Consider the following 20,577-nt stretch of genomic DNA (forward strand, 5'->3'; position numbering starts at 1 on the left):
CGCGTACAGGGATTCTCGCTCACTTCGTTCGCTCCGAATCCCTCTTACATCGATTCGGGCGCGTCGATCCCCAGCACGTGCAGTCCGTTGTGCAGGGCGTGACGCGTCGCGGCGACGACGGCGAGGCGAGCGTCCCGGCGGGCCGGGTCGACGTCTTCCTTGAGCACCGGACACTTCCGGTAGAACTGATTGAACGCGTCGGCGAGTTCGCGGACGTACGTCGCGACCTGGTGGGGTTCGAAGTCCTCGGCGGCCTCCTCGACGACGCCGGGGAAGCGGGCCACCTTCCGGACGAGCGCGATCTCGGCCTCGTGGTCGAGGACGCTCGCGTCGACGTCGCCGGGGAACTGCTCGACCTCGTCGAGGATGCCGTAACAGCGCGCGTGGGCGTACTGGACGTACGGCGCGGACTGCCCCTCGAAGTCGAGGGCGTCTTCCCAGTCGAAGGTGATGGCCTTCGTCGGCTGTTTGGAGACGATGTCGTAGCGGACGGCGCCGATGCCGACCTGATGGGCGATGCGCTCGACGTCGTCCTCGTCGAGTTCGTTGCCGCGGATGCGGTCGTCGAGGCGCTTCTCGACCTCCTCGCGGGCGCGCTCGACGGCCTCGTCGAGCAGGTCGTCGAGGTCGATGCCGGTCCCCGCGCGGGTGCTCATCTTCCCCTCGGGGAGGTTCACGTAGGAGTAGAGCACCTGGTCGAGTTGCGAGGTGTCCTCACCGAGGAGTTCGAGCGTCGTCTCTAGCTGGCGGGCCTGCAGTTTGTGGTCCTCGCCGAGCACCGTGACGGCGCGGTCGTAGTTGTCGAACTTCCACTGGTGGTGGGCGAGGTCGCGGGTCGCGTAGAGGGAGGTCCCGTCCGAGCGGAGGAAGACGAAGTTCTTCTCGATGCCGTACTCCGAGAGGTCGAGTTGCCACGCCCCCTCTTCGTAGACGGCCTCGTCGAGTTCCTTCAGTTCCTCGACGAGCGTCTGGGTCGGTTCCGGCATGAAGCGGGTCTCCTTGACGAACTCGTCGAACTCCGCGGGGAGGCGCTTCAGACACTCCTTCATCCCGCCGAGGACCTGGTCGACGACGGTCTCGACGCGCTCTTTCGTCTCCTCGTCGCCTTCTTCGAGGCCCTTGAGGATGCGCTGGATCTCCGCTTCGGCCTCCTCGACCTCCTCGCGGTCCGCGTTCTCCAGGAACTCGTTGCCCTTGCGGTAGTAGCGGACGAGGTCGTACTCGATGCGGTCGCGCTCGGGTTCGCTCTCCAGCTCCTCCTCGTCGAAGGTCTCGTAGGCCCACGTGAAGACGGCCATCTGCCGGCCGGCGTCGTTCACGTAGTAGTGGACGTCGACGTCGTGGCCGGCGTAGGAGAGGACGTGCGCGACGGCGTCACCGACGATGGGGTTTCGCGCGCGGCCGACGTGGACGGGGCCGGTCGGGTTCGCGGAGGTGTGCTCGACGACGAGGTCCTCACCGGTGTCGGGGAGGCGGCCGAAGTCCTCGTCGGCGGCCGCCAGCGTGTCGGTGTAGTAGTCGGGTGTCGGCGTGAAGTTCACGTAGGGACCCTGTGGGCTGGCCTCGCCGATGTAGGTGTAGCCGGACGCGTCGACGGCGTCGGCGACGTCGGCGGCGATCTTCGGTGGCGGAGCGCCGACCTCGCTGGCGAGTCGGAACGCGGCGGAGGAGGCGAGCACGGCGTCGACGTCCTCGGGTGGCTCCTCGATGCCGAGGTCTTCGGTCGGGAGGTCGAGCGACGAGAGGGCCGATTCGAGGGCCTCCTCGACCTCCTCGCGGAAGGACAGGAACATACGGATTCGTGGGGGTTCGTGGCTAAAAGGTATTCTGAAAGTGCCTCCCGCAGCGGCCCAAGACACTTACCCACCCCTCGTGTCACACCGACTATGCGTCTCCCACCCGGCCGCGCACTCCTCGTCCTCCTCGTCTGCTCGCTCGTCGCCGCGAGCGTCGCGCCCGCGGTCGGTGTCGGCGTCGCCGCGGACCACGGCGACGGCTCCGGCCCCCACGTCGACGGTCTCGCCTACTTCACTACCAGCGACCCGAGCGCGACTCCACCTCTCGAAGTCGGCTTCTCCGCCGGTGGCGACGGGACGTTCTTCCTCGTGGCCGAGGACGCCGACGGCGACGTCCTCGGACATACGGACGGCCTCTCCTTCTCCGGGTCGGCGGTCGACGGCTTCGAAGTCCCCACTCGGGATAACGTCTCGGGCTTCCGCCGTGTGCGCGTCGCCGCGTACAACGACACGAACGCGAACGGTGCGTTCGACGCCGCCGACACGGCGATGAACGCCTCGACCGGCTACCGGCAGTTCCTCTTCCCGAACCGCTCGGGCGTCGGGAACGTGACGGCCGAACCCGCGGTCGTGACCGGGAACACGAGCGACTACCGCTTCCACGTCCCCGTCGAACGCCAGACGACGCTCCGTCAGGTCGGTCTCTACTACCGCTTCCAGGTCGGATACGGCGGAATCGAAGCGGACGAGGTTACGGTCAGCGTCGGCGACGAGCGCGTCGAGGCGGCGTCTCTCTCCGTTCGACAGGGCGTCCTCGTCGCGAACCTCTCTCAGTCAGTCGAGGTCGAGCAGGGGGAGACCCTCGCCGTCACCGTGCCCAACGTCCGCCCGGCGTTCGGCCCACGCGGAGACGTCCTGGTCGCGTTGAACCCCGAAGACGCCGCGCTGGCAGGGACAGCGTCGGTGACTGAGAGCGTCCGGCCGACGACGTCGACCGTGGACGACCCGGGTCAGGAGCCGCTGTGGATTCTCGGCGTCGTCCAGCTAACTGTTGGTGCGGTCGTCGTCGGGGCTCTCGTCCTCGTCGGACGCGCGATACTCGCCCGGCGGGACTGACCACGTCGACTCGCGATTCGGACAGGCGGGATTCAGGCCGGTTTGCGAACCGGAACCCGCTCGTACGGTTCGGTCGGCCCGTCGAAGTAGTCCGGGTGGAGGAGGTACCCGATGGTTTCGAGGGCGTCGACGAGGCGCGGACTCGGGCAGTTGATCACGTCGCCGTCCATCGCGTACACCGCGTCGTCCTGCACGGCGGAGAGGTTGTCCCACCCCTCGCGCTCGCGGAGTTCGTCCACGTCGCGGAGGGTGTGTTCGAGCGAGAACCCGCAGGGAGAGACGAGGAGGGTCTCGGGGTCGAAGTCGACGATGTCGCCGAAGTCCTCGGGGACGGAGTAGCCGCCGGGTTCGGTGATGCCGTACTCGCCGCCCGCGAGTTCGACCATCTCGGGCACCCAGTGGCCCGCGACCATCGGCGGTTCCATCCAGTCGGTGACGAGCGCGCGGGGACGTCCCTCCTCGGCGACGGCGCGGAGGGCGCGCTCCTCCACGTCGACGATGCGCTCGTGGAGGTCCGCGACGAGTTCCTCGGCCTCCGCCTCGTGGCCGATGGCCGTACCGATGCGCTCGACGTCGTCGAGGACGTCGTCCAGCGAGTGGGGGTCGGTCGTGAGGATCTCGGGGTCGATGTCCATCCTCGCGACGGCTTCCTCGACGACCACGCTGTCGACGGCACAGACGGCACAGACGCCCTGCGTGACGACGAGGTCGGGGTCCACCTCTCGCAGCGTCTCCTCGTCGATCTCGTAGATGACGTCGTGGCTGTCGAGTTGCTCGTTGATGTCCTCGCTCGACCCGTCGGGGTCGACGACGCAGGTGTTCACCCGTGGTTTCTCCCGCGCCTCGGGCGGGTAGACGCACTCGTGGGAGACTCCGACCGGTTCGGCGCCGAGTGCGTAGACGATCTCGGTCGCCGAAGGGAGGAGCGTGACGACGTTCTTCTCGGTCATTACTTCTGTCCTGGGTCGCTCGAAGGGTAAAGGTCCCGCTCGCCTGCTCGACCCCCACTCGCCACGCTTTTCACCGCGCCGACCGAAGTCGGGTCGAACGATGTCTGACAGCGGGGGACCCAAGCAGGTAGACTCGCCGGACTACCACCACGAGAACCACACGGCGGCGCAGACCTGCGGGTGGACCGCCAACGCCCTCCGCGGCGAGGGGACCTGCTACAAGCACGCCTTCTACGGCATCCGCTCGCACCGCTGTATCCAGATGACGCCGGTCGTCCGCTGCAACGAGCGCTGTGTCTTCTGCTGGCGCGACCACGCCGGCCACACGTACGAACTCGACGGCGTCGAGTGGGACGACCCCGAGGCGGTGGTGGACGCCTCCATCCGCCTCCAGAAACGCCTCCTCTCCGGCTTCGGGGGGAACGACGAGGTTCCCCGCGAGCGCTTCGAGGAAGCGATGGAGCCCCGTCACGTCGCCATCTCGCTCGACGGCGAACCGACGCTCTACCCCTACCTCCCCGAACTGATCGACGCCTTCCACGACCGCGGACTCACCACCTTCCTCGTCTCGAATGGCACTCGTCCGGACGTCGTCCGGGAGTGCGACCCGACGCAACTCTACATCTCCGTCGACGCGCCCGAGCGGGCCACCTTCGACTCGGTGGTGGGCGCGATGGAGGACGACGCCTGGGAGAAACTCGTCGAGACCCTCGACGTCCTCTCCCGGAAGGACGAGACGCGGACGGTCCTCCGCACGACGCTCGTCGACGGCGAGAACATGACCAACCCCGACTGGTACGCGGGTCTCTACCGCCGCGCGGACCCCGACTTCGTCGAACTGAAGGGGTACATGCACGTCGGGTCCTCGCGCGACCGCCTCGCCCGCGAGCGGATGCCCGCCCACGAGGACGTCCGGTCGTTCTCCGAGCAGGTCCAAGAACACATGCCCGAACACGGCGTCTTCCGCGAGCAGGAGGTCTCCCGTGTCACGCTCCTCGCCCGCGAGGAGGACACCTGGGTCCCGAAACTGAACCCCGACTCCCAGTTCTGGGAGTAGGACTCCGTTCCAATTCTGAGAAGGTTTCCACATTCGGTAGTATTATACACGGCCATCGGTTAGCCACAGACATGGCCAGTACGACCGGTGTCGCGGTGGACTACGACGAACTCGCCGTCCTGAAGTTTCTCGCGCTGGACGGTGCGCTCCGCGGCGAGGTGAAGGTCTCGTGTACCAACCTCGCCGACCGCCTCGACGCCTCGACGCAGACGGCCTCGCGTCGCCTCCAGGCGCTGGAGGAAGCGGGGTACGTCGAACGCGACCTCGTCAGCGACGGCCAGTGGGTCGCCGTCACCGAAGACGGCGAACGCGCACTCAAACGCCAGTACGAGGATTACCGACGCATCTTCGAGGACCGTCAGGACCTCGCGCTCCGCGGGACCGTCACCAGCGGGATGGGCGAGGGCCGCCACTACATCTCCCTGTCGGGATACACCGAACAGTTCGAGGAGCGCCTCGGGTACACGCCCTTCCCCGGGACCCTGAACGTGGAACTCGGCGACCAGAGCCGTCGCGAACGCTCCGCGATGGAGACGCTCGACGGCGTCCCTATCGACGAGTGGGAAGACGAGGAGCGGACTTACGGGTCGGCCACCTGCTACTCCGCCCGCGTCGAGACCGGCGACGGCGAGACGTACGACACCGTCCACGTCATCGTCCCGGACCGCACCCACCACGACGAGACCCAACTCGAACTCATCGCCCCCGACAAACTCCGCGAGGCCCTCGACCTCGCCGACGGTGACGAGGTGACCGTCCATGTCGAAGACCGATAACCTCGCCGTGTCGGCCGTCCAGCGGGCGGCCGACGCCTTCGCCGCGGGCGAACCGGTGCTCGTCCACGACGCCGCCGACCGCGAGGGCGAAGTCGACCTGATCTACCCGGCCCGCTCCGTCGGGCCGGCGGCCGTCGCCCGCATGCGCAACGACGCCGGGGGACTGATCTGTGTCGCCCTCTCCCACGAGGTGGCCGAGACCTTCGACCTCCCGTTCCTCGCCGACGAGATCGACCACCCCGCCGCGGAGGCCGACCACCTCGGCTACGACGAGCGCTCGTCGTTCTCGCTGACCGTCAACCACCGCGACACCTACACCGGCGTCACCGACGAGGACCGCTCGACGACCATCACGGCGCTCGGTCACGCGGCCGCCGACCCCGAGCACACCGACTTCGCCGACGAGTTCCGCGCGCCCGGTCACGTCCACGTCCTCCGGGCGGCCCCCGAACTCCTCGACGAACGGGAGGGCCACACGGAACTCGGCATCGCGCTGGCCGACGCCGCCGGCCGCGAACCCGCCGTCGTCGTCTGCGAGATGCTCGACGACGAGACCGGCGAGGCGCTGTCGGTCGACGACGCCCGCGCCTACGCCGAGCGCCACGGCTTCGCCTACGTCGAGGGCCGCGACCTGGTCGCGGAACTCGCGTAGTCGCACTGCCGGACGAAAACGGTTAAGGACTGTTTGGGAGAAGTTTCCTGTAGAACTATGAGCGGTTTTCAAGCGATGCGTGAGGCCGGCGACATCGACACCATCTGGCAGAACGGCGAGTTCGTCGACTGGGAGGACGCGACGACCCACGTCCTCTCGCACGGTCTCCACTACGGGACGGGTGTCTTCGAGGGCGTCCGCTGCTACGACACCGAGAACGGCCCGGCCGTCTTCCGCTGGGAAGACCACCTCGACCGGCTGTTCCAGTCCGCACAGCCCTACGAGATGGACATCGAGTACTCCCGCGAGGAACTCACCGAGGCGACGCTCGAACTCCTCGACCGGCAGGACCTCGCCTCCTGTTACATCCGGCCCATCGCCTACTACGGCTACCACCAACTCGGCGTCTCGCCGGGCGACTGCCCGACCGACGTCGCCATCGCGGCGTGGCCGTGGGGCACCTACCTCGGCGAGGACGCCCTGGAGAACGGCATCAAGGCGATGGTCTCCTCGTGGCGCAAGCACTCCTCCAGTCAGATTCCCACGAACGCGAAGACCACCGGTCTCTACGTCAACTCCCTGCTCGCCGGCGAGGAGGCCCGCCGCAACGGCTACCGTGAGGCCATCGTCCTGAACAAGGAGGGCAACGTCGCCGAGGGACCCGGCGAGAACATCTTCCTCGTCCGCGACGGCGAACTCTACACGCCCGGACTCTCGGAGTCCATCCTCGACGGCATCACCCGGCAGAGCGTCATCACGCTCGCCGAGGAACTCGGCTACACCGTCCACGACAACGTCTCCATCTCGCGGGGCGAACTCAACACCGCCGACGAACTCTTCTTCACTGGTTCCGCCGCCGAGGTCACGCCCATCCGGCAGGTCGACAACGTCGTCATCCGAGAGGACGGTCGCGGGCCGGTCACGAAGGAGATTCAGGAGGCCTTCTTCGACGTGGTCGAGTCCGGCGAGCGCGAGGAGTGGTTCACCTACGTCTGAGCTAGTCGAGTAACTCCTCGACGTCCCGTTTGTCCGCGTCGCCGAACCCCGCACTCAGGACGCGGGTGAGTGCGTCTTCGGCGCTCTCGTCGATCTCGATGATCTCCTCGGGTTCGACCTCGACGACGAACCCGGTCGTGATGTTCGGTGACGTGGGGATGAAGACGAGTTCGCGGCCGTCGGCCGTCCGCTTGCCCGTCCGGAAGGCGGTCATCCGCATCCCGTTCCACACCTCGACTTTCACCGGTTTCTGGAACTCCTCGGTCCCCGAGAGGGCGGTCTCGACGGCCATCTTCGAGGCGTTGTAGACGACTCGCAGTCCGGGGAGTCGGTTCATCCAGTCGTCGATGACCTCCTCGACGTACGTCCCGAGGGCCGTCCGCATGAGGTAGCCCGTGGCGAACACCAGGCCGAAGAAGAGGGCGAGGGCGAGGAACACGCGGAGGAGCGGTGACTCGACGGTCTGGAGGGGGCCGAAGCTCGCGATCTGCGAGAACACCCAGTAGACGATGTACAGCGTGACGATGATGGGGACGAGCACGATGAGGCCCGACGCCGCATCCCGCTTCCAGGAGGACATACTCACAGGGAGTGAGTGAGGGACTATCAGCCTTCTTGAACGTGTACGTCCCCCGTCTCGTTCACGCGCCGAGGGTGTCGGCGAGGTCGTGGAGCGTGCGGACGGTCAGGTCGGGGTCGCCGCCGAACGGTTCGGGCGGCGTGTCCTTCCGGTCGACCCAGACGCCCTGCATCCCGGCGTGGCACGCGCCCGCGACGTCGAACCACCCGGCCGAGACGTGGACGACCTCGTCGATAGGCGTGCCCGTCCGGCCGGCGGCGTGCCGGTAGAGGTCGGCCGCCGGCTTGTACGTCCGAATCTCGTCGGCGCTGACCGTGTCCGCGACGAGGTCCGCGACGTCGGTGTGCTCGACCAGCGTCGCGAGCATCTCGGGGTCGCCGTTCGAGACGACGTAGCAGTCGTAGCCCGCGTCGACGAGGCGCTCGACCCCCTCGCGGACGTCGTCGAAGACGTCGAGTTCGTGGTAGACCGCGAGCACCTCGTCTCGCTCCGCCGCCGAGAGGTCCTCGTCGTGGTAGTCGAGGGCGTACCGGAGGGCGCCGCGGTTCAACTCGAAGAAGGGGCGGTAGAAGTCGAGGAAGTTCGCCATGGTCGCGTAGGTGAGCGAGCGCGCCCGCCAGAGCGACGAGACGGCGTCGGGGTCGTCGACGCGCCCGGCGAGCGCCCGCACCGCGGCGTCGACGTCGACGAGCGTGCTGTACGAGTCGAAGGTGACCGTCGAGACGAGGTCGGTGTCGAGTGGCACGGCCGAGTACTCGCGGCCGGAGAGATTAGGTGTTCCCCCGGTTCGACTCGCCGTCCGACTCCACTCACCCGAGAATCGCCCGGAGCGCGAACAGGAGGTTCTCCTTGCGCTCCATCACGCGCCGGGAGAAGTAGGAGAACCACTTCTCGCCGTAGGGGACGTACTGGTAGACGTCGTACTCCTCGGCGAGGTCGAACTGCTCGTCCTCGCGGACGCCCATGAGCATCTGGATCTCGAAGTCGGTCCCGAACTGCTCGTGGAGGTCCTCGGCGTACTCGATCATCTCCGGGTCGTGGCTCCCGACGGCGATACCGCCCTCGAACTCCTGGAACGCGTACTGGAGACACTCCCGGTAGGCCTCGTTCACCCGCTCGCGGCCCTGGTGGGCGACGTCGGCAGGTTCGTCGTAGGCACCCTTCACGAGACGGACCTTCCCCGGGAGGTCGGCGAGTCGTTCGAGGTCGTCGGGCGTACGCTTCAGGTTCGCCTGCACGCAGATGCCCACGCCGCCGTCGTACTCGGTCACCTGCTCCTCGAAGGCGTCGAGGGTCGCGTCGGTGGTCGTGTGGTCCTCCATGTCGATCCAGACGAAGACGCTCTCCTCGCGGGCGTGCTCGACGACCAGCGAGAGGTTCTCGCGGAAGACGGCTTCGCTCACACCGAGACCGAGTTGGGAGGGTTTCACCGAGATGCAGGCGTCGACGCTCGCCTCCTGGATGGCGTCGACGAGCGCCCGGTAGGATTTGGCGTCCGCCTCGGCGGGCGCCCGCTCGTCGTAGTGCTCGCCGAGGAGGTTCATACTCACGGACATAAGTACGTAAAGACATCTGGTACGTTGATATCGTCCAGTGCACAGAGAGCAGCATCACGAAGTTCGTCAAGCGTTTCGAATAGGCGGTTGCCGAGTGATTGATCGAGTTGTCGCCAGCACTCTTCCGCGGGGTTCAGCTCTGGTGAACCCCGCGGAAGGTAACACAGTTCGATCGGAGTATCTTCAACGAACTCTTGGACTCTGTTCGCCGTGAAATACGAGGCGTTATCGAGGACAACGCAGATTTTCTCGCCGAACTCTGTCTGGAGTGCATCCAGAAGACGAATCGTCGTGTCGCTGTTGAAGTTTTCCTCGCAGGGGAGAAAGAACGTCTCATCAGTATCGCTGACTGCACCGAGAAGTTTGATGCTGTCCCACGCGCCCGTCACCGGGAGTGACGGGCGCTCACCCTGGGAAACCATGCGTGAATCAGTGTCGAGAGAACCTGTCGCGTCTGATCAATGGCTAAGATCGTGTATTCGTCGTCCAGGTTGTCGCGCTTTTTTTGAACCCGTCTTGCCATGCTTCCTGTGCTCTCTCATCGGATTTGTGAAACTCCGGCCGGGCTGTCTTCCAGGACAGCCCGGCCTCGGTCATCAATCGTCGAACGTGACGCTCACAGTACTCAACGTCGAATTCCTCGGCGAGATAGTGACGAGCAGTGGAACAGACCACGCAGGCGCGTCAAGTCCAACTTCCTCTGGAGACTTGTGAAGCGCTTCAACGAACTGTTCATGCTCTTTGTCGGAGAGTTTTGAGGGCCTTCCTGAACGGTGTTCGTCGTAGACGACCTCCTCGAACGGCTCGTCGGCGAGCCGTTCGAGTCGATCAAGCCACCGCGAGAGCCAGCCAGCAGTGTATCCATAGCGTTCAGCGACCTCTTGTAGCGTCGCACCGTCTTCTTCAAGGTAATTGATCGCCGCCATGAGCCGTTGTGACGGCTTTTTTCCCTCGACCTCCGCCAAGACCTGGCGGAGGTCTTCGGTAGAGACGTTGTCGAGAGAGGTCATATCGGAGTAACGTACTCTTCTTTGAAGTATTTTTGGCTGACAGTATCAATCGTCGAACGTGACGCTCACAGTACTCAACGTCGAATTCCTCGGCGAGATAGTGACGAGCTAGTGGAACAGACCACGCAGGCGCGTCAAGTCCAACTTCCTCTGGAGACTTGTGAAGCGCTTCAACGAACTGTTCATGCTCTTTGTCGGAGAGTTTTGAGGGCCTTCCTGAACGGTGTTCGTCGTAGACGACCTCCTCGAACGGCTCGTCGGCGAGCCGTTCGAGTCGATCAAGCCACCGCGAGAGCCAGCCAGCAGTGTATCCATAGCGTTCAGCGACCTCTTGTAGCGTCGCACCGTCTTCTTCAAGGTAATTGATCGCCGCCATGAGCCGTTGTGACGGCTTTTTTCCCTCGACCTCCGCCAAGACCTGGCGGAGGTCTTCGGTAGAGACGTTGTCGAGAGAGGTCATATCGGAGTAACGTACTCTTCTTTGAAGTATTTTTGGCTGACAGTATCAGGATGGCCTGGACCCCGCGCTGGTTCAGCGACTCCGCGTGCTGGACGGCGTCCTCGGCGGACTCACCCGCGACGAAGCGGTCGGCGATGGGCGGAATCATGACTGGGGATTCCGCCGGCAACGCCTTATAAGTCGTCCCCGTCCCCGAGTTCTCTCCCGTCGACCGACGCCGAACCCGGTCGCTTATGGGCGGTCCGCGTGGAGTCCGGAACATGAACTGGCTCGCCGTCGTCCTCACGGCGCTGTGGGCGATGTTGCCCGCCTACGTTCCGAACAACGCCGCAGTGCTCGCCGGCGGTGGCCGCCCCATCGACGGCGGTCGGACGTGGGGCGGCAAGCGCATCCTCGGGGACGGCAAGACCTGGCGCGGGACGGCCGTCGGCACCCTCGCCGGCGTCGCCCTCGCCGTCGTGTTGAATCTGGTCGCCGGTCCAATCTCCGCCGCCCTCGGTGTCTCACTCCCGACGTTCCCGCCGGCCGCGATGGTCGCGCTCGCCCTCGGCGCGATGCTCGGCGACATCCTCGCCTCGTTCGTCAAGCGCCGCACGGGGAGAGAGCGCGGGGCCTCCTTCCCGCTGCTCGACCAACTCGACTTCGTGGTGGTCGCGCTCGCGCTCGCGGCCGTCGCCGCGCCCGACTGGTTCGCCGCGACGTTCACCCTGCCCGTCCTCCTCGTCGTCCTCGTCGCGACGCCCGTCCTCCACCTCGTGACCAACGGCATCGCCTACCTGCTGGGGCTGAAGGACGAACCGTGGTGAGCGGCGACCACGGACGAGAAGCGAATCGGTTATGCACGTCCGTGCCTCTCTCTCCAGCAATGGCGAACGACGACCTCATCGAGGCGCTGGTGGACGCGGACGCGGTCAGGTACGGCGAGTTCGAACTCTCCCACGGCGGGACGAGCGACTACTACGTCGACAAGTACCTCTTCGAGACCGACCCCCGCTGTCTGCGCCTCATCGCGGAGGCGTTCGCGGAGAAACTCGACGGCGAGAAACTCGGCGGCGTCGCGCTCGGCGGCGTCCCCCTCGTCGCGGTCACGAGCGTCGAGACGGACACGCCCTACGTCATCGCGCGCAAGAAGGCCAAGGAGTACGGGACGGGCAACCGAATCGAGGGACGCCTCGACGAGGGCGAGGAAGTCGTCGTCATCGAGGACATCGCGACGACCGGGCAGAGCGCCGTCGACGCCGCGCAGGCCATCGAGGAGGCCGGCGCCGTCGTGAACCGCGTGCTCGTCGTCGTCGACCGCGAGGAGGGCGGCGCCGAGAACCTCGAAGCCCACGGCTACGAACTCGACTCGCTCGTGACGGCCGAAGAACTGCTCGCCGCGGGCGAGTAACTCGTCGACCTCCCTCGGTCCGTTCGCACGACTGCCGAGTGCGCCACCGATACGCGTAGGGGTGCTAATTCTTCACACAGATTAATCCGAGATATTCATGCTTGTGGAAACGTGAATACATCTATGAACCGCGCAGAGAAGGCCGCCCTGCAGTTGCAGGCGGTCTCGGTCCTCCGCACGCTGAAGGAGACGCGCACCTACGACGAGCTCGCCGAGGAGACTGGTCTCCCCGCCGGCGACCTCAACCGCTACGTCAACGGGCACGTCCTCCCGAGCGCCGAACGCGCCCGCGAAGTCGTCGACGGCGTCGGCCGCGACACCCTCCGCGACGAACTCGAATCCCGCGTCCGCGTCGACGAAGAGGGGTACGTCGACAACTCCGACGTCGTCTTCGACCAGTCGTTCCTCGACCTCGTCGCACCGGTCGCCAGCGAGTCGCTCGACTTCGACCGGCCGGACGTCGTCCTCACCGCGGCGACCGACGGCATCACGCTCGCGGCCGCGCTCGCGTCCCACTACGACGCGCGCTGTGCCTACGCGAAGAAGACGAAGGAGACTGCCGTCGACGAGTTCTTCGAGGCGCGCCAGCGTCTGGAGTCCGGCATCGAGATCACCTACTACCTGCCCGCACACGCACTCGACGGCGGCGAGTCCGTCCTCGTCGTCGACGACCTCATCCGGTCGGGCGAGACCCAGGAACTCCTCCTCGACATCGCCGGCGCCGCGGGCGCGGACGTCGTGGGTGTCTTCGCACTCATCGCGGCCGGCGAGGAGGGCATCGAACGCGCCCGCGACCGCGTCGAGGCCCCCGTCGACGCCCTCGCACACTTCGACTGACGGCCGATCTGTACACGTCGGTGTATCTTTCTCTTCTTTCTTCAGCCAAGTGTTGCGTAGGTACGCAACACAACTGATAATCCTTAAGTAGGGCACGGTGGATACGCTTGAACACCCAACATGGGGTTCACCGAGACACTCGCAGACTTCTTCGGCTTCGACGAGCACGAGACGGACCTCCGCACGGAGGCGCTCGCGGGCCTGACCACGTTCCTGACGATGTCCTACATCGTCGTCGTCAACCCGTCCATCATGGCGGGCATCGAGGGGAAGAAACCTGGCGTCCTGATTCCGGGCTACTCACACGCCGAGACGGTCCAGATGCTCGCCGTCGTGACCATCATCGCGTCGGCGGTCGCCATCTTCGTGATGGCGTTCTACGCGAACCGGCCGTTCGCGCTGGCGCCCGGACTCGGCCTGAACGCCTTCTTCGCGTTCACCGTCGTCGGGACGCTCGGGGTCTCGTGGCAGACAGCCCTCGCCGCCGTCGTCGTGGAGGGGGTCGTCTTCATCCTGCTCACCGCTGTCGGGGCACGCGAGTACATCATCAGGCTGTTCCCCGAACCCGTGAAGTTCGCCGTCGGGACGGGGATCGGACTCTTCCTCGCCATCATCGGTCTGCAGGCGATGGGCATCGTCGTCGACGACCCGGCGACGCTCCTCACCCTGGGGAACCTCGCGACGAACCCGGTCGCCGTCCTCTCCATCGTCGGCCTCTTCCTCACGTTCGCCCTCTACGCCCGGGGTATCCCGGGCGCCATCATCCTCGGGATCCTCCTCACGACGTTCATCGGGTGGGTGCTGACGGTCCTCGGCGTCACGCAACCGGGCGTCCTCGCGCCCCAGTCGCTCCCGGACGCCCAGTACAACATCGCACCGCTCGCCGGCGCGTTCGTCGAGGGCTTCCAGGGCATCGAGATGTTCACGTTCACGCTCATCGTGTTCACGTTCTTCTTCGTGGACTTCTTCGACACCGCCGGCACGCTCGTCGGCGTCGGCCAGGTCGCCGGCTTCCTCGACGAGGACGGTGACCTCCCCGACGCGGACAAGCCGCTGATGGCCGACGCCATCGGCACGACCATCGGTGGGATGCTCGGCACGTCGACGGTCACGACCTACATCGAGTCCGCGACCGGCGTCGAGGAGGGCGGTCGGACCGGCATGACAGCCCTCGTCGTCGGTCTCCTCTTCCTCGCTGCGCTCGTCTTCGTCCCGCTCGCCGCGGCCATCCCGATCTACGCCTCGCACATCGCGCTGGTCGTCGTCGCCGTGTTGATGCTCTCGAACGTCACCGAGGTCCAGTGGGACGACGTCACTCACGCGGTCCCCGCCGGCCTGACCATCCTCATCATGCCGTTCACGTACTCCATCGCGTACGGCATCGCCGCCGGCATCGTCTCCTACCCCGTCGTGAAGACCGCGGTCGGCGAGTACGACGAGGTCAGCGTCGGCCAGTGGCTCCTCGCCGTCGCCTTCGTCCTCTACTTCTTCGTCCGAACCAGCGGCGTCCTCGCCGCACAACTCTGAGGCCCACCCCTCTCGTCGCCGCTTCCGGGAGGCACTTCACGGGCCGGGACCTCTAGTTCGCCATGTCGAACCTCGAACTCTACGTCCTGCCCGGTTGCCCGTACTGCGCGAAAGTCGAGACGAAACTCGACGAACTCGGTCTCGACTACGAGGAACACGAGGTCCCGCGGTCGCACGCGGACCGCGACGAGGTCGAGGCGGTCAGCGGACAGACCGGCGTTCCGGTCCTCGTCGACCCCGACAACGACGTCGAGGGGATGCCCGAATCGGACGACATCGTGGCGTACCTCGACGAACAGTACGGAAACTGAGAAACCGGGAGAGACCGTTCATACCCGTCGAAAAACGGTCTCGAACGGTCGGAAAACCGCCCTGAACGCTGTCCCCCTTTCTTTGTCTCTCCCGTCGAAGGTCGAGGTGACCATGACCGACCACCGCGTCGTCGTCGCCTTGACCGACCGCGACGCTCTCGACCAGTGCGTCGCCCAACTCCCCGACGCCTACGACGTCGAGACGACCACCTCCCTCGGCGAAGCACGCACTCTCCTCTCGGACGCCCGCATCGCCTTCCTCGACCGGTCGTTCTTCCCGGACGCGGCCTCGCCCGCCGCGTGGCTGGAGACGGTCGACCCCGACTGCCGGGTCGCGCTCGTCACGTCGGAACCGCCCGCGTTCGACCCCGTCCGGGCGGGCTTCGACACCGTCGTCCAGCGACCCGTCTACGGCGACCGACTCCGTGGCGCACTCGTCAGACTCCTGCGACTCGCTCGCTACGACGACTTGATTCGCGAGTACGCGACGCGCGCCGAGGCGTCGGACTGTGTCGAGACGGTCCGGCGTGCGCTCGACGGAGTCGTCTCACACCTCGACGGCCTCGCGTACAAGGCGGCGGTCCGCGACCCGGTCGTCGAGACCGACTCGGGCGGACGTCGAAAAGAACGGACTGGGTCGGCTACGCTTCCTGCCGGTCGGCGCGCTCCTTGAGGAGGTCGCGGAACGCCTCGGGGTCGTCGATGTTCTCGAGTTCCTCGCGCTCGATGATGGCCGTCCCGTCGATGGACTCCTTGCGGGCCTTGTCGACGAAGTAGACCGAGCGCGTGTGGATGACGCGTCCGAGCGACCCCATGATGCGGGCGCGCTTGACGGCGGCCTCGGTGAACGCCGAGTTCCCCGTCAGGAGGCGCTCGGTGTCGTCTTCGCCGACGGCCTTGAACGGTGCGCGGGTCGTCGGGTGGACGTCGAAGCCCGCCCGCGTGAGGACGGTCAGGACGGGTTGGTCCTCGGGGTCGGGGTCCGGTTCCTCGGGCGTCGGGTCGGCGTCGCGGACCTCCTCGGCCCCGCCGAGCACGTCGACTGGGCTGGTGAGGCCGTCGCCGAACAACTCTTCGAGTTGGACGGCTACCTCGATGGAGGCGTTCATGCCGTCCTCGTACTTCGAGACGGTCCGCCGCGAGACGCCGAGTTCCTGGGCGAGTTGGCCGAGGCTCATCTCGGCGTCCTCGCGCTCGTCGGCGAGGATCTCGCTGTCGATGTTGACGTAGAGTCCGCCCGGCGCGGCGTAGATGAGCGGCGGGACCCCTTCGAGGAAGAAGTCCATCGCCGTGTCGGGGCTCAGGACGGGGACGCCGTGACGGAAGTAGACGACGCCCGGTTTCAGTTCCTCGTCGCGGGTCCGCAGGCCGATGACGAGCGGCGTCGCGCGCAGGTACTCGCCGAGTCGTCGCATCTCCGCTCCGGTCGGGCCGTCGAACGCGTCGATGTTCCCCAGGACCTTGAGGAGGACGAGCTCCTCGCCGCGACGGGCCGCGACGTCGAAGCTCTTCGGTCGAATCTCGCACTGGTCACTCACCGTGAACCCCGCGTCTGCGAGCATCGCGGTGACGTTCTCGATGAGGGCCGACCGTGACATACCCTGAGGTAAGTCATTCTCGACATATATGTGTTGTGCCGGCGCCGCCGCGTTCGTCCGTTTCGCGGTCCGTAACTGCCGAAAACGTGTTCGTCACTGCCCGGGCGCCGTCGAAAAGGCTTACCCGACCGCCGCGCTACTCCCGTCCGTGACCGTCATCGGCCTCGACGACACGGACTCGCGCGACCGCGGGATGTGCACGACGTACGCTGCGGTCCGGGTCGCCCGTCGCCTCCGCGAGCAGGGGTTCGCGACGCCGACGCTCCGCCTCGTCCGGCTCAATCCCGCAGTCGAGCACAAGACTCGGGGGGAACGCCGCGCTCGCCGTCCACACCGACGCCGACCCTGAGGCGGCCTTCGACGCGGCCACGACGGTCGTCGACGGCTTCGCCGAGACCGCCGACCCGAACACGAACCCCGGCGTGGTGGTCGCGCCCGTCGAGGGGAGCGGATCTGCCCGACGACCTCGCCGCGTTCGCCCGCGACGCCGTCCGCGACCACCACACCCTCGGCGATGCCGAGGCACTCGTCGACCGACACGGCTTCCGGTCCCGCGGGTGGAAGGCCGGTCGCGGGAAGATCGGTGCCCTCGCCGCCGTCGGGGCGAGTGCGGCCTTCGACGACTGGACCTACGAGTACATCACCTACCGCGAGCGCGAGCGCTGGGGCACCGAACGCGAGGTCGACGCCGAGTCGCTGTTCGCCGCCGCCGACTGGGCCTACCCCGCGGCGTGGGACACGGTCGACCGCGGCGAGGGCGAACCCGTCTGCGTCCCGCACACGCCCGGTCCCATCCTCTACGGCATCCGCGGCGACGACCCCGACGTGGTCCGCGAGGTGGCCGACCGGGTTGACGCCGAACCCGTCTCCGACGCCCAACTGTTCGTCACCAACCAGGGGACCGACGCCCACCTCCGCGACGCCCGCCTCGGCGACGTGGCCGACGGTCGGGGCTACCGCGTCGAGGGCGTCGTCGCCACCGAACCGGAGACCCGCCGCGGTGGCCACGTCTTCGTCGAACTCGACGCGCCCGCCGACGAAGGCGACGCGACACTCGACTGCGCCGCCTTCGAACCGACGAAGCGCTTCCGCGACCGGGTGCGGGCGCTCCGGCCCGGCGACCGCCTCACCGTCTGCGGTGAGGTCTCGCGCGGGACACTCAAACTGGAGAAGTTCTGCGTCCACTCGCTGACCGCCACGGAACGCGTGACGCCGACGTGTCCCGAGTGTGGGAACCGGATGGAGAGCGCCGGTGCCGACCAGGGCTACCGGTGTCGCGACTGCGGGACGACCGCACCGGGGAAGGTGACCCGGCCGGTCCGCCGCGACCTCGCGCCGGGGTGGTACGAGGTGCCGCCGTGTGCGCGACGGCACGTCGCGAAACCCCTGGTCCGCGGTGGGTTCGACGCGCCGACCCATCCCGAAGGGTAGGTGCATCGCCGAGCGCCAGCGAGGCGCAGACCTGTCACTGACGTACACAGTCTCGCGGCGTCGCTCGTGTCCGACCGCTTGCGGGGAGTTCCCACTCACCGATGCCAGTCGACACGATAAGCCTGACGGCCGAATTCGGAGGGCCTTATCAAGAGTTTCGATATAGTTTTCTCTCGTGGATGGACGAATATAAGTGGGAGTAGGCACAATTTCGGGTTGCAATGAGCGACGCTCCCGCACGCGACCCGGTGACGGTCGCCGACAGCGGCGCCGACTCGGACAGCGACTTCCTCGACGAGTTCGAGGTCCGCTGTCGAGTCGTACCCTACGAAGATGGTGACGAGTGTACGCTCTACCCGTCGGACGCCGACGAGGAGGAACTCGTCACGAAGTGGGTGTCGGCGAAGGGCGACTCCTTCGTCGACCTCGAAGAGCGTCGGTAGCCGTCCCCAACAGCCCTCCAGCGACTTCTCTCTCTATTCGCCCTTGAGCCCGTGGCCCGTCAGCGCCACGACCACGTCGTCGTCCGCGTCGACGACGCCGCGCTCGCGGTAGGTGTCGAGACCGGCGACGGCGATGGCGCTCGTCGGTTCGACGTAGAACCCTGCTTCGTGCAGGGCGTCCAGCGCGTCGGCGGTCGGGTCGGCGTCGAGCGCGATGGCGTCCCCGTCCGTGTCGTCGATGGCGTCGAGGATCTGGTCCTTCCGGGCGGGTTCGGCGATCTGGACGCCGTCGGCCACCGCGTTGTCGCCGAGCGCGGCGCCCGTGCCGTGCAGTTCGGCGGCGATGGGTGCCACACCGGCCGCCTGCACGCCGAGCAGTCGGGGGACCGAGTCGACCCACCCGGCGTCGTGGAGCGCGCGGAAACCGCGGTAGGCGCCGAGGAAGAGCGTCCCGTGGCCCAGTGGGAGGACGACGGCGTCCGGCACCTGCCAGTCGCGCTGGGCGGCCACCTCGAAGGCGAACGTGCTCGTGCCCGCGAAGAACGCCGGGTTCCACGCGTGACTGGCGTACCAGCCCTCGCCCGCCTCGACCGCGTCGACGCAGGCGTCCGTCACGTCCTGTCTGGTTCCTTCGACCTGGACGACGTCGGCGCCGCTGGCCTCGATGGCCCGGAGTTTCGCGGGCTTGGCGTCGGCGGGGACGAAGATTCGCGCGTCGATGCCCGCGCGGGCGGCGTACTGCGCGACGGCGGCACCCGCGTTCCCCGATGAGTCTTCGAGCACCCGTTCGACGCCGAGTTCGGCCGCACGCGAGAGGAGGGCGGTGGCGCCGCGGTCCTTGTAGCTCCCGGACGGGAAGCAGTAGTCGAGTTTGAACTGGGCGTCCCACGTCTCCGAGCGGGTCAGTGGTGTCCATCCCTCGTCGAACGTCACCTCGGGAGAGACGGGGACGAACTCCTCGAAGGCCCACAGCCCCCGTTTCGGGTCGACGGCGTCGGGGCCGTGGTCGGGGAGCGGTCGCTCGGCGAAGTCGAGGGCGTGGCCGCACGTACAGCGCCACGGTTCGTCGACGCCGCCCGCGTACGTACGTCCGCAGTCGCGACACGCTAACGCCGCCATCAGTAGGTGGAGACGTTGGTCCCGACCGAGCAGACGTACTCGCCGGAGGCAACCTGCGGGAGGCGACGCGAGCGCCAGAAGACGCCGTCGGAGTCGGCAGTGACCTCGGCCTTCAACTGGCCGAAGACGTCCGTCACGCGGAAGAGGACGTCACCCCGCGACACTTCGTCGCCGAGGTCCTTCTGGAAGCGGACGAGTCCACCGGTCGGGGAGCCGTAGCGGTCGAAGCCGGTCGCACGGGTCTGGGGTTCGGTCTCGACATCGCCGTCGAGGAAGCCGTAGTAGCGCAGGACGTTGAAGACGCCCTCGACGCCGTACTCGATGCTCTCCTCGTCCCAGCCGACACACCCGCCGAGTTCGGGGTCGACGGTGGGGATGCCCTCGTCGGGGGCGGCGCGGGCGAGTTGGCCCTCGGGGCCCTTCTGGTCGAGGATGTGCCCGCAGCCGAACACCTTCGCGAGTTCGAGCGACTCGCGGTGCATCCGGTGGTGGCGGCCACAGCGGACGCGCACCTCGTTGATCATCCTGCTCGTCGACCCCTGGTGGAGGTCGAGGACGTAGTCGGCACGGGTGGCGGCGTCGAAGACCGCGTGGGCGATGCGCTCGGAGGAGGAACCGTCCGGGTTGCCGGGGAACGCCCGGTTCAGTTTCGTGTCGTCGATGGGGTTGCGGTGTTCGGCGACCTGGTAGGCGTGCCAGTTGGTGACGCCGGTGACGAGCACCTGTCCGGAGAGTTCCTGTGGGTCGAGTTGCGGGACGACGCGGTTGACGACGCCGACGCCGTTGAGTTCGTCGCCGTCGCTGGCGGCCTGGATGTAGAGTGTCTCGCCGGATTCGGCGCCGTTCACGACGGCGACCGGGAGACCGATGGGGGTCCCGTCGCGCGTCTCACCGACTTCGAGGCGCCCCGTGTCGAGTTCGCCGGGGTCGGCGCTCGCGGAGCCGAGAGTGGTCATTACTTCGTTGACACCGGGCGAGGATATTGAGCCGTTCGGTATCGTACCGGAACCGAACCGGCTTTACCCCTCTCTA

20 protein-coding genes and 3 pseudogenes are annotated in these 20,577 nt (G+C 67.0%); 13 read left to right on the forward strand and 10 right to left on the reverse strand.

Going from position 1 to position 20,577, the window contains the following annotated elements:
• Positions 1-44: 44 nt before the first annotated feature.
• Complete coding sequence (gene argS, locus P0Y33_RS13940) at positions 45-1,793, reverse strand: arginine--tRNA ligase (protein WP_279527997.1); 1,749 nt, start codon at positions 1,791-1,793, stop codon at positions 45-47.
• 93 nt (positions 1,794-1,886) lie between these two features.
• Here argS and P0Y33_RS13945 point away from each other — a divergent pair, with 93 nt between their 5' ends.
• Complete coding sequence (locus P0Y33_RS13945) at positions 1,887-2,852, forward strand: hypothetical protein (protein ID WP_279527998.1); 966 nt, start codon at positions 1,887-1,889, stop codon at positions 2,850-2,852.
• 32 nt (positions 2,853-2,884) lie between these two features.
• Here the strand turns inward: P0Y33_RS13945 and P0Y33_RS13950 are convergent, their stop codons facing one another.
• Positions 2,885-3,802, reverse strand: coding sequence for a cobalamin-binding protein (locus P0Y33_RS13950; protein WP_279527999.1), 918 nt, complete (start codon positions 3,800-3,802; stop codon positions 2,885-2,887).
• 100 nt (positions 3,803-3,902) lie between these two features.
• Here P0Y33_RS13950 and twy1 point away from each other — a divergent pair, with 100 nt between their 5' ends.
• The 4 genes from twy1 to P0Y33_RS13970 all read left to right on the forward strand — a co-directional run bounded on the left by twy1 (position 3,903) and on the right by P0Y33_RS13970 (position 7,283).
• Positions 3,903-4,859 (forward strand): 4-demethylwyosine synthase TYW1, encoded by a 957-nt coding sequence (gene twy1 / locus P0Y33_RS13955; RefSeq protein ID WP_279528000.1) that lies wholly within the window; start codon positions 3,903-3,905, stop codon positions 4,857-4,859.
• A 71-nt stretch (positions 4,860-4,930) separates the two neighbouring features.
• Positions 4,931-5,635 (forward strand): CTP-dependent riboflavin kinase, encoded by a 705-nt coding sequence (locus P0Y33_RS13960; RefSeq protein ID WP_279528001.1) that lies wholly within the window; start codon positions 4,931-4,933, stop codon positions 5,633-5,635.
• On the forward strand, positions 5,619-6,287 hold the full coding sequence (gene ribB / locus P0Y33_RS13965; protein ID WP_279528002.1) for a 3,4-dihydroxy-2-butanone-4-phosphate synthase: 669 nt from the start codon (positions 5,619-5,621) through the stop codon (positions 6,285-6,287). Before P0Y33_RS13960 ends, ribB begins: the two co-directional genes overlap by 17 nt.
• A 57-nt stretch (positions 6,288-6,344) precedes the next feature.
• A complete protein-coding gene (locus P0Y33_RS13970; RefSeq protein ID WP_279528003.1) occupies positions 6,345-7,283 on the forward strand; it encodes a branched-chain amino acid transaminase in 939 nt (312 codons plus the stop codon).
• Between the two features lies 1 nt (position 7,284).
• Here P0Y33_RS13970 and P0Y33_RS13975 read toward each other — a convergent pair whose 3' ends face one another.
• The 5 genes and pseudogenes from P0Y33_RS13975 to P0Y33_RS13995 form a co-directional block, all read right to left on the reverse strand.
• The gene (locus tag P0Y33_RS13975) at positions 7,285-7,863 is read right to left on the reverse strand and encodes a DUF502 domain-containing protein (RefSeq protein ID WP_279528004.1); all 579 of its coding nucleotides are present in this window, start codon (positions 7,861-7,863) and stop codon (positions 7,285-7,287) included.
• A 61-nt stretch (positions 7,864-7,924) separates the two neighbouring features.
• Positions 7,925-8,608 (reverse strand): haloacid dehalogenase type II, encoded by a 684-nt coding sequence (locus P0Y33_RS13980; protein WP_279528005.1) that lies wholly within the window; start codon positions 8,606-8,608, stop codon positions 7,925-7,927.
• A gap of 64 nt (positions 8,609-8,672) precedes the next feature.
• Positions 8,673-9,407 (reverse strand): proline dehydrogenase family protein, encoded by a 735-nt coding sequence (locus P0Y33_RS13985; RefSeq protein WP_328518013.1) that lies wholly within the window; start codon positions 9,405-9,407, stop codon positions 8,673-8,675.
• 2 nt (positions 9,408-9,409) lie between these two features.
• Positions 9,410-10,429 (reverse strand): annotated as a pseudogene (locus P0Y33_RS13990) (IS630 family transposase).
• Positions 10,410-10,889, reverse strand: a pseudogene (locus P0Y33_RS13995) (helix-turn-helix domain-containing protein); the annotation flags it as partial. The pseudogenes P0Y33_RS13990 and P0Y33_RS13995, both read right to left, overlap by 20 nt.
• A 260-nt stretch (positions 10,890-11,149) precedes the next feature.
• Here P0Y33_RS13995 and P0Y33_RS14000 point away from each other — a divergent pair.
• The 6 genes from P0Y33_RS14000 (at position 11,150) to P0Y33_RS14025 (ending at position 15,627) form a co-directional block, all read left to right on the forward strand.
• Positions 11,150-11,695, forward strand: a complete 546-nt coding sequence (locus tag P0Y33_RS14000) for a CDP-2,3-bis-(O-geranylgeranyl)-sn-glycerol synthase (protein ID WP_279528006.1) — start codon at positions 11,150-11,152, stop codon at positions 11,693-11,695.
• A 59-nt stretch (positions 11,696-11,754) separates the two neighbouring features.
• The gene (pyrE, locus tag P0Y33_RS14005; protein WP_279528007.1) at positions 11,755-12,279 is read left to right on the forward strand and encodes an orotate phosphoribosyltransferase; all 525 of its coding nucleotides are present in this window, start codon (positions 11,755-11,757) and stop codon (positions 12,277-12,279) included.
• Between the two features lie 123 nt (positions 12,280-12,402).
• Positions 12,403-13,116, forward strand: a complete 714-nt coding sequence (locus tag P0Y33_RS14010; RefSeq protein ID WP_279528008.1) for a phosphoribosyltransferase family protein — start codon at positions 12,403-12,405, stop codon at positions 13,114-13,116.
• Positions 13,117-13,236: 120 nt separating this feature from the next.
• Positions 13,237-14,643 (forward strand): NCS2 family permease, encoded by a 1,407-nt coding sequence (locus P0Y33_RS14015; RefSeq protein ID WP_279528009.1) that lies wholly within the window; start codon positions 13,237-13,239, stop codon positions 14,641-14,643.
• Positions 14,644-14,705: 62 nt separating this feature from the next.
• Entirely contained in the window at positions 14,706-14,954 is a 249-nt protein-coding gene (locus tag P0Y33_RS14020) for a glutaredoxin family protein (RefSeq protein WP_279528010.1), read from the forward strand.
• A 112-nt stretch (positions 14,955-15,066) separates the two neighbouring features.
• Positions 15,067-15,627, forward strand: coding sequence for a hypothetical protein (locus P0Y33_RS14025; RefSeq protein WP_279528011.1), 561 nt, complete (start codon positions 15,067-15,069; stop codon positions 15,625-15,627).
• Here the strand turns inward: P0Y33_RS14025 and P0Y33_RS14030 are convergent.
• Positions 15,596-16,552 (reverse strand): transcriptional regulator, encoded by a 957-nt coding sequence (locus tag P0Y33_RS14030; RefSeq protein WP_279528012.1) that lies wholly within the window; start codon positions 16,550-16,552, stop codon positions 15,596-15,598. The genes P0Y33_RS14025 and P0Y33_RS14030 overlap by 32 nt on opposite strands.
• Positions 16,553-16,700: 148 nt before the next feature.
• Between P0Y33_RS14030 and P0Y33_RS14035 the strand changes: the two are divergent.
• Together P0Y33_RS14035 and P0Y33_RS14040 are read left to right on the forward strand one after the other, a co-directional pair.
• Positions 16,701-17,983, forward strand: a pseudogene (locus P0Y33_RS14035) (TiaS agmantine-binding domain-containing protein).
• Positions 17,984-18,204: 221 nt separating this feature from the next.
• Positions 18,205-18,426: a DUF7511 domain-containing protein gene (locus P0Y33_RS14040; RefSeq protein WP_279528013.1), complete on the forward strand. Its 222-nt coding sequence runs from the start codon at positions 18,205-18,207 to the stop codon at positions 18,424-18,426.
• Positions 18,427-18,459: 33 nt separating this feature from the next.
• Here P0Y33_RS14040 and P0Y33_RS14045 read toward each other — a convergent pair whose 3' ends face one another.
• Together P0Y33_RS14045 and P0Y33_RS14050 are read right to left on the reverse strand one after the other, a co-directional pair.
• Complete coding sequence (locus P0Y33_RS14045; protein WP_382218364.1) at positions 18,460-19,548, reverse strand: pyridoxal-phosphate dependent enzyme; 1,089 nt, start codon at positions 19,546-19,548, stop codon at positions 18,460-18,462.
• Complete coding sequence (locus tag P0Y33_RS14050; RefSeq protein WP_279528015.1) at positions 19,545-20,501, reverse strand: succinylglutamate desuccinylase/aspartoacylase family protein; 957 nt, start codon at positions 20,499-20,501, stop codon at positions 19,545-19,547. Before P0Y33_RS14050 ends, P0Y33_RS14045 begins: the two co-directional genes overlap by 4 nt.
• Positions 20,502-20,577 lie beyond the last annotated feature (76 nt).

Source organism: Halospeciosus flavus (assembly GCF_029814175.1).
Lineage (GTDB): Archaea > Halobacteriota > Halobacteria > Halobacteriales > Halobacteriaceae > Halospeciosus > Halospeciosus flavus.